Below are 12,666 nucleotides of genomic sequence, written 5' to 3'. Positions count from 1 at the left end.
CAAGTTATGTTCATCAAGGGATTAAGCCTGACAAATAGTTCCCTTATTTCTCCATATCGATATAAAAAGGGCACGGATTCTCACCCGTGCCCCTTTGCTGCCAGCTTATTCAGGCTGACTGATGATCTGAGTAAAAACGATTATTCGTATTTACACCTCAGACTTCAGGCCTTTATAGATGCTGACACACATCAGCAGCAGAATTGCAGTAAATGGCAGGCCTGTGGTAATGGCACCGGCTTGCAGGGCTTTCAGCGCTTCTGAACCGCCGCCGTACAGCAGAACACCCGCGATCAGGCCTTGCAGAACGGCCCAGAAGATACGCTGAGGTACAGGCGCGTCGACTTTACCACCGGCAGTGATGGAGTCGATGACCAGAGAACCTGAGTCCGAAGAGGTGATAAAGAATACCAGTACCAGTACAATAGCGATTGCCGAGGTAATCTCAGCCATTGGCAGGTTTTCCAGCATCTGGAACATCGCCAGAGACACATCGCCCAGACCATTCGCCAGCTGACCAACACCACCCTGAATCTGATCCAGCGCTTGCGCACCGAATGCAGCCATCCATACGGCAGAAACCAATGTTGGAATCAGCAGAACCGCCACCATAAACTCACGAACCGTACGACCTTTCGACACACGAGCAATGAACATACCTACGAATGGCGACCAGGATACCCACCACGCCCAGTAGAATACAGTCCAACCCTTATAGAATTTCTCGTCCTCACGATCAACCCAGTTACTCAGAGGCACTATGTCCTGAGCGTAAGCACTAACAGTGCCGAACAGATTACCGAAGAAACCTGAAACGGAACCTGCAAATACCACAAACAGCAGCAGAACTGCTGCCAATGCCATATTCAGGTTACTCAGTACCTTAACACCACCATCCAGACCACGTACCACAGAAAAAATGGCAATCGCTGAAATAGCAACAATAATCCCTATCTGTGTAGAGATATTGTTTTCGATACCAAACAGGAAATTCAGACCACCCGCTGCTTGTGAAGCACCCAGGCCCAGTGACGTTGCCAGACCAAAGATCGTTGCCAGTACCGCAACGATATCGATGATATGCCCCAACAGCCCCCAGACACGCTCACCAAACAGTGGGTAGAACGCAGAACGAATCGTCAGAGGAAGGCCTTTGTTATAGGTAAAGAAACCCAAAGCCAGCGCCACTACACCATAAATAGCCCACGGATGCAGGCCCCAGTGGAACATGGTAGCACCCATCGCAGCTGCCGCACCTTCTGGTGTTTTCGCAGCAGCATTCAGCGGCGTACCCCACCAATCGGTGTAGTAAGCCACAGGCTCTGCCACACTCCAAAACATCAGACCGATGCCCATACCCGCAGCGAACAGCATGGAAAACCAGGACATGGTGCTGAAATCAGGCTTTGCACTGTCGCCACCTAAACGCACCTTGCCCACGGGCAGGAAGATTAATGCCAGACAGAAGATAACAAAGATGTTACCGCCAATCATAAATAACCAATCAAAGGTTTCGATTGACCAGGTACGCGCCCCTGTCAGCATCTTATTGGCTTCAGTAGGAAAGATCAGAGCCAGAACAATAAAAGCCACAATGGCCAGCGCACTGGTGGTGAAAACAGGATTGTGAATATCCATCCCCATCACCTGAATATTGTCCTGCCCCGCTTTATAGTCAGAGGTATAGTCCTGCGACTTATTCGGCGGTTGCTTTACAGCTTGGTTCATAGAGTTGACTCCGTTTATTGTGACACCTTTCTTCAGAGACCCGGTCCTTTATGAGGAATCTTTGTCCTGAAGAGAGGCTTCCGTTTTTGGGAGTCTCTGAAAAAGCCATTGCAGGCCTTGGCGAACCTCAACCAACTTACTCAGAAACGCCCTAGCGGAATAGCATTATTGTTATTAGTGAGTACGTCTTTAACAGCCAGTACTTATTGCAGGCCGGGTAGCCTGAGCTGATCACGGGGGCAGGAAAGGTTGTCTCTTTTCTTTACCCGAACCAACGTCATTCAATAGTACGAGCACTCTTGGAACATCAGCTGACTTATAACGACATTTAAACCGGGAAAATGACCATTATCGACAAGGTTCCAAAGTGACATTTTTTCCGGAGTGCAAGCTATTAGTGCAAAAACACTTTTACGTCACTTACCTTCCCCTTAGCGACATACAGGCCATTTGAAAACAAACAAGCACGTACAAAACCTGATATCACGAGGCTATAGAGCCATCGGAAAGAAATCATCCGTGGGTCAAAGGTGACTCATCCGCCTTAAATCCTGCGAGTCAAAACCAACTCAAAATCCATTATTCGAGAAACACATCAAAAAATAACCTACTGTTTATTAACAACTTTTTTACTATTTTCCAGCTTGGTATACCCCTTGCTTTATCTCTATAAGCCAATGCCAAACCCATTTCAGGGTTGCAGGCTGATAAACCTTATAACTGGAGAATAATAATGAAATTTATCGCCAAAAAAGCTGCCGTTCTATTCGCATCAGCCCTGACATTGGGGGCCAGCAGTTTGGCTTCCGCCGCCCGTTGGGATATGCCGACGCCTTACGGCGATGGTACCCATCAGACTCAGGTAGCACGTAGCTTTGCGGAAGAGGTGAATGCTAACGCTCAGGGCAAACTACTGATTAAGGTTCACTCCGGTGGCTCCCTGATCAAGCATCCTGAAATCCACCGCGCAGTAAAAACCCGCCAGGTCCCCATTGGTGAAGTTTTTATTGGACGCTTAGGTAATTTGGACCCTATTTTTAAACTGGATAATATCCCTTTCCTGGCCACAGACTTTGACAGCGCCGAGAAACTGTACCAAGCGTCTAAGCCAGCACTGAACAAGGCCCTGGCAAAAGAGAACCTGATTCTGCTGTATACCTCTCCATGGCCTGCGCAGGATCTGTATTCCAACAAGCCGATCAATAGTCTGTCTGACCTGTCCGGTTTGAAGATGCGTTCTTACAGCCCAACCACATCCCGTCTGGCAGACCTGATGGGCACCACGCCGGTGAATATCCCGTTCAGCGATGTGGCGCAAGCCTTCACCACCAATGCGATTGATGCCATGGTGACTTCACCTAGCACTGGCGTAAACAGCCAGAGCTGGGACTATATCTCGCATTTCACTACCATCCACGCCTGGATTCCAAAGAACATGGTCTTTGCTAATAAGCGTATGTTTGACCGCCTGGATAGCAAGACTCAGCAAGTGGTTCTGGATGCTGCAGCCAATGCCGAGAAACAAGGCTGGGCGCTGGGACGTCGATTGGCCGTGACTCACACTGAAACACTGGCTAAAGAAGGCATCAAGGTGTCTGCGCCTAGCCAAACTCTGCTGTCTGAGCTGGAAGCGATTGGTGACACCATGGTCAATGAATGGCTGCAGGAAGCAGGGGCCGATGGAAAAGCAGTATTGCAAGCCTACAAGGCTCACTAAGCCTTTTCTGGCTTAAGTGATAGCGGACTGCGTTCACTTTCTCTGTTTTTAGAGAAGACGTTTCACCCTGATTGCATCACCTATGGCTTACCCCCAGAAATGGGTTTTCCCCTGAAAGCCGGACGGTGTTGCAATCGGGGACACCAGCCTGACAAGACTGTCCATCAAGCTCGGTCATCGGATAACAATAAAATGAATACTGTAAAACACTACTTTTACCTGACCTCTGCGGTGCTCTCCGGCAGCTGCCTGGTGATTATGACACTGCTGATTCTGGCCCAGATTGGCGCGCGTATGCTGGGTGTTATTATCCCCTCCTCAGAAGATTTTGCCGGTTGGTTGCTTTCCGCCACCATCTTCTTTGGTCTGGCCTATACCTTTAACTCTGGCGGGCATATTCGCGTCACCATTCTACTATCCCGCCTGAGCGGTAAAACCCGTTTTATCGTTGAGTTGTTTAACCTGCTGGTTGGCCTGGCGATCTGCTCGTATCTGGCTTATTACACCGCTTATACCGCCTACGAATCCTATATCTACGAAGACGTTACCGACACCTATCTGGCGGTACCGCTCTGGATTATTCAATCCCCTATGGCTCTGGGTTCTCTGTTTCTGGCTCTGGCCATGAGCGACGGCTTAATAACAGCACTGAGTGGAAAAGTACCGGGGTTCGCAGCCCAGGAAGACAACGCGCTGAGCGTGGAGTAAATCATGGATATCACATTAACCGGCATTATCTTAGTCATCTGTATGCTACTGATGCTAACCAGTGGTATCTGGGTGGCATTAACCTTAACCGGTGTGGCTATTGTCGGCCTGCAACTGATTGGCAATGAAAGTATTGGCTTGCTGCTGGGCACCTCCTCCTGGGGAGCAGTGACTGGCTGGTCGCTAACCGCACTGCCACTGTTTATCTGGATGGGCGAGATCCTGTTTCGCACCAGCCTATCTAAAGATCTATTTGAAGGCTTGTCTCCGCTGCTGTCCAAGTTTCCGGGCAAACTGCTGCATGTGAATATTCTCAGCTGCGGTATTTTTGCAGCGGTATCAGGTTCCTCTGCTGCAACGGCTGCCACTATCGGTCGTATGACACTGCCGGAACTGTCCCGTCGCGGCTACGACGATACCATGTCTATCGGCACTCTGGCCGGTTCAGGTACTCTCGGTCTTTTAATTCCACCGTCAATTATTCTGATTGTCTACGGTGTCTCTGCCGAGGTCTCTATTGCCCGTTTATTTCTGGCTGGAGTGTTGCCAGGCGCACTGCTAATCGGTCTGTTTATGGCCTTCACAACCGTCTGGACACTGATGCAGAAACGCGCAGGCAACAGTGCCGATGAAGCGCAATACACTCTAAAAGAAAAGCTATTTGCCTTAAGACGCCTGATTCCTATCGCACTGCTGATCAGCTGTGTACTGGGTTCTATCTATCAGGGCATTGCCACACCGACAGAAGCAGCCGCATTTGGTGTCGCAGGTTCTCTGCTGTTATCCGTGGTGATGGGCAGTTTTACTCTGACAGGCTTTATCGACAGCGTGGCCGGTGCGGTGAAGAACTCCTGTATGCTGGGTCTGATCCTGGTAGGGGCACACTTTTTGACCCTGGCTATGGGCTTTATCGGTATCCCTAATGCCCTGGCGGAATGGATCGCCTCTCTGGGTTTAAGTCCGATTCAGCTGATCCTGTGTCTAACGCTATTCTTTGTCGTAATGGGTTGCTTCCTGGATGGTATCTCGGTAATCGTGTTGACCACCTCTGTGGTACTGCCGATGGTGACTCAGGCCAATATCGACCTGATCTGGTTTGGTATTTTCCTGGTGCTGGTGGTTGAGATGTCGCAGATTACACCGCCCGTGGGCTTTAACCTGTTTGTGATTCAGGCCCTGACCGGGAAGAATATTCTTTATGTGGCTAAAGCGGCACTGCCGTTCTTCTTTATGATTGCGCTGGCGATTGTACTGATTACCGCTTACCCGTCCATTGTACTGTACCTGCCAACCTTGATGACCTCATAGGCAGTTCTAAGGGCTATAGTTTCAGCCCAGATCCGAGCCTAAAGAATTGGAAGTCGTGCTAAACAAGGATGTTCTCACTCACACTTCTAAGTCAGTAAAACCTATTAAAGCTCTCAGGAAGCGATACCTGTGCCGTAATACCCCATTATCATATTGGAAAGTGACGGCATATCATATCGGCCGGTATTGTTTGGCGCTGAATGATCCCCCTCACCGGCAGCCTACTTCGGACTACTAAGGTCAAATAGCAGGTCAAACCAGAGGCATAAACCCGCTTAAGATGCAGTGATTTAACCTGGTTAGGACATAGCCTCTCAAGAGCAAAGTATACACGGGTACAGTGTGCTGACTTAATGAAGAGATCCTTTATACTGCTCTTCCAAAAGAGCCAGGAAGGCCTCCTGAGGGATCGGCTTACTCAACAGATAGCCCTGCAGCTCATCACAATCGTGCTTTTGCAGGAACTGTTGCTGTTCCTGAGTTTCGACACCTTCAGAGATCACCTGTAATCCCAGGGAATGGGACATGGTGATAATCGCTCGAATCAGGCTTTCGTCATCTGGATCACCCGGTACATCGTCCAGGAAAGAACGATCGATTTTCACAGTATCGACGGGTAAACGCTTTAGATAGATCAAAGAGGAATATCCGGTACCAAAATCATCAACAGAGATGCGAATGCCCATATCCCTCAGCTGCTGCAGGATAGTGATAACGCGCTCAATATCTTCAATCACTACCGTTTCTGTAATCTCCAGCTCCAGTAATTCAACAGGTAACCCTGTAGACTCCAGTGCAAAAGCAATATCCTCAAACAGATGGCTGTCCAGCAATTGACGAGGAGACAAGTTCACCGCAACCGGCACCCCAAAGCCTTTATCCTGCCATTGTTTAGCCGCCTGACAAGACATCTGCAAGACTTTACGCCCGAGATCGATGACTGAACCATTTTCTTCTGCAATTGGAATAAAGTGATCAGGAGGAATAAAACCATCTTCCGGGTGAATCCAACGCACCAGAGCCTCTGTACCAATAATGCGTTTACCATCCACCGAGTACTTAGCCTGGTAGTGCATAAATAACTGATCATCACTTTTTAGTGCGGTCAGCAGATCCCGTTCGCGGCGCAGACGTTGCTCGGCTTGGGCATTCAGTGTGGTATCGTAGAACTGGAAACCAATTTCCTGACGGGGTTTAACATGATAACGGGCTACATCCGCGTGACTGACCAACGTCTGGGCATCTTCACCATCATTAGGATAAAGAGCAATCCCCATACTGAGCGAAATTTTAATCGTAACACCACTGCCCAACGAAATAGGTTCGTCAAACTGAGCCAGAATAGTAGTAGCCAGCTGTTCAATAGGAGCCGGGGCACTGGACTTGAGCTCGACCAGAGCCAGGAACTCATCAGCATTAATACGGGACAGAGTCGCACTGCTATCCAGCTGACTTCTGACCCCTTGCGCGACTTCAAGTAGCAAGAGATCACCTACCTGATGACCATGCTGTTCATTAATTTGTTTAAAGCGATTAATGTCCATATTCAATAACGCCAGAATCTGCTGATTGCGAGTGACCCGCACCAGACTTTGTTCCAGACGATCAAAGAAAAGACTTCGGTTGGGCAGATTAGTGACCGTATCGTAGTTAGCAATGCGAACCAAACGCTCTTCGGCATCACGCAGACGACTGATATCACTCATTACGACAATATATTGCTGCATACTTTCATCGACCGCTTTATGCAACAAACTATAACGATTGGATGATTGCTCCTCAGCTGACATATTAACCACTGAGATTGAGACCCAAGCTGGAAAAGCGCTACCATCTCTACGACGCTGCAGAATCTCGCCCTGCCAGTGCCGATGGTGGATCAAGCCTCTTCGAATTTCATTATGTTCCTGCATCAGGTTACGGGCAATTTTATACGCTTCTTCTTGCTCATAACCTGTCAATTCAGTCAGCGAACGGTTACATAATAAACTTTGATTTTGCTCATCAAACACCAAGATACCTTCAGCAGTGTCCTCAAAGACTTGATTCACCAATTCTAAACGCCGCTGATTTTGTCGCTGCTCGGTGATATCCGTAGCGATACTCCCCATCGCATACACCTGCCGCTGTTCATCCAGCAGAGGGAATTTACTGGTCAGATACGTACGTATTCCCGTCGGTGTTGCCAGGTCCATCTCATACTGACAAGGTTTCCCCGTTTCCAGCACCAATTTATCGGAAGACTGCAGAAAATCGGCAAAGGCTTTCGGAAAAATATCACGATCCGATTTGCCAATAATCTCATCATGCCCTGTCATTTCACTAACCTTGGCATTGACGCTCTGATAACACATATCGGTGCCCTTAATGGCTACCAAGCCCGGTGCGTTTTGAATCACCGCCGACAGACGCTGCTCCCTTTCCCGAATATGCTGAGCCATCTGGTTTACCGCATTACCCACGCGGGCAAACTCTTTAAAGCGCTCATTGGGATAAGCCTGCTCATGAGCCAAAGAAGCCGTTTCTTCCGCGTAGCGCACCAAACGATGCAGGGATCTTTGTAGCAGGCTACGCAGGAAATAAAAGATGATAAAAGCACTGCCGAGAATAATCAGGGCACTGATCCCCAAGCGCCCCGTGTAGGCCTCTTCCAAAATCTGTAACCCTGTGTCGGGTATTAAGGCTCTGATTTTAAAGTGCTGATCCGCAATCACCAGATCATACTGATAAGCTATACCTTCGGGTACACGTTGAAAAGGCTGGTTAGAAAACTGAGCCTGATGCAACAGCTGCACCTGCTCATTATGCGGACTGATCTGAGCCAGAACCTGGTTATCCTGCATCAACAAGACCGCTTGTGTGCCGGTTAGGAGTTTAATCTCATTCAGAATCCAGAAGTTATCGTTTAGCAGCACATAGACATATAAGTGGCCAAGTACTTTACCCAGATCAGAATGAATAATAGGCAACTTAAGCTGCAAAAAACTTTGCCCATCAGCCGTAACGCGGTTTTGCCACTGTTCAGTCAGCGCGGGCCGGTCAGCCAGCTCATTAAAATCGATATCCAGATCGAGAAAGGAAAATGGCGTTGTTGTAATGCGCTCACCCTGAGCATTCTCCAGCACTAACAGATCAATTTGATCCCCTGCCTGGCTTTGCATGCTGTCATCCATCTGCATCTGAGCGGACATCATATCCCCAGCCAACAAGCTGGATTTAATACTACTACTTTGGGTTATCTCATTACTGATGCGGGCAATGTTACTCAGCTGTTGCTCAAACAGGTAGTTCAGCACACGTTTATCCCGTTGCTGCATCATGTTGATCTCTTCAGACAGCGCTTTTTGAGACCCCTGATACGCAGGTACCAGTAGAAGAGTCACAACAGTGATCAGAGTCACCACTACCACTGAGAATAAAACCGTCGCAAAGCTGAGCTGGCTTCCTTTCGAATTTTGCATATGGGCCTACATATATTCTCTGTACGATCATCCACGTACAGTTTTTATTATTGTTGATTGCTATAACGAAACGCTTGCTGCTGTAAAGCTTTTAACTGACTGTCCGACATCCCTTTTTCAATCAGACGAATATCACCAGAGTAAATATGGGGTACTTGGAGAGAGTTCTGCTCCATATCCAGGCGAATAGCTTCTGCCATCGCGACACCGTTGTCATCATTTAAACGCATCACGGTAAAGTCAAGCTCGCCTTTCTGGATAGCCTCTAGCTCTGCGCTACCACCACCCCAGCCGTTAATCTGAATTTTCCCGACTAAGCCCTTCTCGCGCAATGCGTCTAAAGCACCAAGAGCAATATCCGTCGAACAGGCATAGATCAGCTTAAGGCCGGGGTACTCTTGCAGGGTATTCAATGTCGCGTGATAGGCTTTTTGACGGTTGCCATCCGTGTAATAACTGGCCACTTGTTGAATATTGGGATATTCCATCATCTTATGGACAAAAGTGTCTCCACGCATCTGGCTAACATAGCCCCTTGAGAAGTAGAGCATCAGATACTGGCCTTTTCCCTGCATATCATCCGCAATTCGATCCGCTAATATATTAGAGCCCAGTTCATGGTCAAAACCAACATACAGGAAAGGGCGACGTGTCTGCCAAATCTTTAACGGCGTTGTGACATTTTGCAAAATCAGCTTAGGCTTACCCCGTAGCAAAATGCGCTCAATCATACTTCTATGGCGCAGAGCATCCATGGTAAACACCAGATAATCCGGTTGCCACTTGATAGCTTCAGCAAGGTGTTCTGCCTGTAGGCGCAGATCGACAGAGGGGCGGGAGTAAAAAGTACGCAATTGATAAGGCAGTTTCAGTGCTTTTAAACGAGCCTCAAATGCAGAGGTGCTTCTTAACCAATAATCAGAACTTTGGATTGCTGGATAGATAACAGCAATACGAACAGGCTTGGCGGCCTGAATTTCAGGAGCCGCAGTAATCGCAGGCGCTCTGACCCGCTCAGAAAACGCCTGCATTATTCGTGTCTGATCTGGATGTTGCTTTAAGTATTCGCTGACTCGAATATACTCCTGTTGGGCATGAACAGATGTGATACTCAATACGACCAAAAATGTACAAAGCAAGGACACGACATATCTGATCAATCTCATTTTTTCTCCCTCAAAAACAACAGCAACGTCCCTATTCGACCTACATAACTGCTTAAGATCAAATAAAAATTACCGAAATCCCCACTTAATTAACATTTTTTCGACCCCGATTACTCTAACACACAAAAGCTTACATTAAAGACCAAAAGCCTGCAGGTATTATCTTACAGAAAGACAACATAAAAGCGACACTATGTGCCGCAGAAAACCACCAACGTTAACGACCAGACCAGTAAAATTCAGCCCAAGCGGCATGCTCGTCAGGGGATAGAAAGCTCCACGCCAAAATACGGCTGATCTTATTTCCCTGAGACATATTCAGTGTTTTTACCTGACAGACTTTAACTTTTTTCAAACGCTGATACAGCTTAGGCAGGTTGTCTTTTTTCGATACCAGGCTGGTAAACCACAAACACTGCCCTGAAAACTGTGCACTTTCATCGATCATCTTGCCCAGAAAAGCGATCTCACCACCATCACACCACAGCTCAGCATTTTGACCACCGAAATTGAGTGTGGGTTTCTGCGGAGGATAAGGCGACACAGATTTACCGGGCTGGCCTTTGCCCTTGGAAAGATTCCGAACTTTCCGTTGTGTCCCCCTGTTTGCCTCATTAGCAGACATGTGAAATGGGGGGTTACACAAGGTGAGATCAAATTTCTCATCAGCTTTAATGATATTGCGAAAGATAGCATCGCTGTCTTTCTGCAAGCGACAACGAATCTTTGCTGAAAGATTGCGGTTCATTTTCACAATCTGCTCAGAGGTATTCACAGAAATGAGATTAATATCAGAACCAACAAAAGACCAGCCATAGCTTTGACTGCCAATAATCGGATAGACGCAGCTGGCTCCTGTACCGATATCCAAGACTGAAACCTTCTTCCCCTTGGGTACCTTACCGCCATTTTTTTTGGCCAATAGATCAGCAATGTAGTGAATATAATCCGCCCGTCCCGGTATCGCAGGACACAGATACCCTTCGGGAATATCCCAAAACTCGACGCCATAAAACTGTTTTAACAGCGCCTTGTTTAGAAGCTTAACGGCTTGAGGATTGCTGAAATCCATCGACACATCCTGTCGAGGCGTGAGTTGGGTAAAGGCCTCCAACTCAGGTTCCAAAGTCGTCAGTTTGGCGAAATCGTAGGGGGCATTGTGCGGGTTACGTGGGTGCAGATTGGTTTTTTTCATCAACAACTCATCAAGATAACAGGCTCAAGGGGCCATTGTACCCCGGCTGTGTCTTTATTGTCTTAGAATCAACGGTTGGCATGAATCGCACTAACTTTTCTTCAGCCCTCCCCTTAGCCCGGCCGCTGAAATCTGGTACTTCAGTTCCTCGTCGCTGACATGGGTATAGCGTTGTGTGGTGGTGATGCTCTGGTGGCCCATCAGCTTCTGTACAAAGCGTATATCAACCCCAGCATTTAGCAGTTCTGTCGCGGTGGAATGGCGACACATATGGGGTGTGGCGTGCTCCCCCATGCCACAGCGTTCACTCAGTTCTTTGAGCAGCTTGCGGATAAATTGCGTGGAGGCCGGTTTACCCCGGCTATTAAGCAGGAATTCTGAATGGTCTGGGAAAAACAATCGGCTGCGCAGGTATTGATAGGTGCCCAGCAGACGAATCAAGTCCTGATCGGGCAAGAAAACCTTGCGCTCTCTATGGCCTTTGCCTCTAATTTTGATCTGGCCATTAACAAGATCCAGATCTTGCAATGTAATCCCTACAAGCTCCCCTACTCGAATACCGGTACAGTAAAGAATCTCCATAGCACAAAGTGTTGTGAACTGATTAAAGTTGCCTTTCGATACAACACTATCCAGCTTCAACAGTTGCCTTTCGTGATAGGTACGCAGGCCGATATCCTGTCGTGCGCGGGTCATCAGAATCTGCAACTGATCAGTACTCAGGTTGCGTGGTAGCTGGTGAGGCAGCTTGATACGCAGATCGACTTTGTGGAAGGGGTTTATTTCGATCTGCTCATCAAACTCCAGCCAGCGAAACATGGCCTTCAGACAAGCAATACGACGTTTAACCGAACTGCTTTTCAAGCCCTCTTCAAATAGGTGCTGCACATAACCTGTAATCACATGTTTATCGATACGACGGATGCTTTTTCTGGCTCCGGCATAAGCGACAAAACGCTTCAGGTCAATCTCATAGGCTTTCAAGGAAAGATCTGACAGATTTTTATGGTAGCGGCAATAGGTCAGATATTGCTGAGTACTGGTGTGTAGGGTAGTCATCGGTATTTCAGGCTGATGTGACGGTATTTGTCGCAATCTTAGCTTCTTTATGAGCAAATATACAGTTCCTGAAAATAAAAATTAGAAAAATTAACTTTAATACACCTTTAGAGCCCCATACCGCTGTAAAATAAATCCTGAATAGGGAGTTAGGGTCTTAAATATGACAAAAAGTGAGTTACAGCAGGAAAAAATCAGGAGTTAAGGTTTGGGTATGTGGGCGTTTTGGTTTCAGCCTTGATCCCATTGCTCAACCAGTGGAGAAACTGGCGGGTATAAGTAACGCTAAGCCAAAATAGCATGCAAGAGGATGAACAGGACCAA

Annotated in this window: 8 protein-coding genes; 3 read left to right on the top strand and 5 right to left on the bottom strand. The window is 47.8% G+C overall.

The window, feature by feature from the left end:
* Window positions 1-150 precede the first annotated feature (150 nt).
* Window positions 151-1,728: a BCCT family transporter gene (locus H579_RS0108200; RefSeq protein ID WP_028300270.1), complete on the bottom strand. Its 1,578-nt coding sequence runs from the start codon at window positions 1,726-1,728 to the stop codon at window positions 151-153.
* Between the two features lie 733 nt (window positions 1,729-2,461).
* Between H579_RS0108200 and H579_RS0108195 the strand changes: the two genes are divergently transcribed.
* From H579_RS0108195 to H579_RS0108185, 3 genes are all read left to right on the top strand, one after another.
* Window positions 2,462-3,445, top strand: coding sequence for a TRAP transporter substrate-binding protein (locus tag H579_RS0108195; RefSeq protein ID WP_028300269.1), 984 nt, complete (start codon window positions 2,462-2,464; stop codon window positions 3,443-3,445).
* A 192-nt stretch (window positions 3,446-3,637) separates the two neighbouring features.
* Window positions 3,638-4,153, top strand: coding sequence for a TRAP transporter small permease (locus tag H579_RS0108190; protein WP_028300268.1), 516 nt, complete (start codon window positions 3,638-3,640; stop codon window positions 4,151-4,153).
* A gap of 3 nt (window positions 4,154-4,156) precedes the next feature.
* Window positions 4,157-5,461 (top strand): TRAP transporter large permease, encoded by a 1,305-nt coding sequence (locus H579_RS0108185; protein ID WP_028300267.1) that lies wholly within the window; start codon window positions 4,157-4,159, stop codon window positions 5,459-5,461.
* A 350-nt stretch (window positions 5,462-5,811) separates the two neighbouring features.
* On the opposite strand, the gene H579_RS27770 is transcribed toward H579_RS0108185, so the two are convergent.
* The 4 genes from H579_RS27770 to H579_RS0108165 all read right to left on the bottom strand — a co-directional run bounded on the left by H579_RS27770 (window position 5,812) and on the right by H579_RS0108165 (window position 12,342).
* On the bottom strand, window positions 5,812-8,922 hold the full coding sequence (locus H579_RS27770; protein WP_028300266.1) for an EAL domain-containing protein: 3,111 nt from the start codon (window positions 8,920-8,922) through the stop codon (window positions 5,812-5,814).
* Between the two features lie 47 nt (window positions 8,923-8,969).
* The gene (locus H579_RS0108175; RefSeq protein WP_028300265.1) at window positions 8,970-10,088 is read right to left on the bottom strand and encodes a substrate-binding domain-containing protein; all 1,119 of its coding nucleotides are present in this window, start codon (window positions 10,086-10,088) and stop codon (window positions 8,970-8,972) included.
* Window positions 10,089-10,305: 217 nt separating this feature from the next.
* Window positions 10,306-11,283, bottom strand: coding sequence for a 23S rRNA (adenine(1618)-N(6))-methyltransferase RlmF (gene rlmF / locus H579_RS0108170; protein WP_036565761.1), 978 nt, complete (start codon window positions 11,281-11,283; stop codon window positions 10,306-10,308).
* Between the two features lie 90 nt (window positions 11,284-11,373).
* A complete protein-coding gene (locus H579_RS0108165) occupies window positions 11,374-12,342 on the bottom strand; it encodes a tyrosine-type recombinase/integrase (protein WP_028300263.1) in 969 nt (322 codons plus the stop codon).
* Window positions 12,343-12,666: the final 324 nt, after the last annotated feature.

The organism is Oceanospirillum beijerinckii DSM 7166 (assembly GCF_000422425.1).
GTDB classification, from domain to species: Bacteria; Pseudomonadota; Gammaproteobacteria; order Pseudomonadales; family Halomonadaceae; genus Oceanospirillum; species Oceanospirillum beijerinckii.
This window is presented reverse-complemented; position numbering and strand designations above follow the sequence as displayed.

What these genes read in the sequence shown, in the direction of transcription:
- H579_RS0108200 (WP_028300270.1), bottom strand. Translation starts at nt 1,728, where the DNA reads ATGAACCAAGCTGTAAAGCAACCGCCGAATAAGTCGCAGGACTATACC.
- H579_RS0108190 (WP_028300268.1), top strand. Translation starts at nt 3,638, where the DNA reads ATGAATACTGTAAAACACTACTTTTACCTGACCTCTGCGGTGCTCTCC.
- H579_RS0108195 (WP_028300269.1), top strand. Translation starts at nt 2,462, where the DNA reads ATGAAATTTATCGCCAAAAAAGCTGCCGTTCTATTCGCATCAGCCCTG.
- H579_RS0108165 (WP_028300263.1), bottom strand. Translation starts at nt 12,342, where the DNA reads ATGACTACCCTACACACCAGTACTCAGCAATATCTGACCTATTGCCGC.
- H579_RS27770 (WP_028300266.1), bottom strand. Translation starts at nt 8,922, where the DNA reads ATGCAAAATTCGAAAGGAAGCCAGCTCAGCTTTGCGACGGTTTTATTC.
- H579_RS0108175 (WP_028300265.1), bottom strand. Translation starts at nt 10,088, where the DNA reads ATGAGATTGATCAGATATGTCGTGTCCTTGCTTTGTACATTTTTGGTC.
- H579_RS0108185 (WP_028300267.1), top strand. Translation starts at nt 4,157, where the DNA reads ATGGATATCACATTAACCGGCATTATCTTAGTCATCTGTATGCTACTG.
- rlmF (WP_036565761.1), bottom strand. Translation starts at nt 11,283, where the DNA reads ATGAAAAAAACCAATCTGCACCCACGTAACCCGCACAATGCCCCCTAC.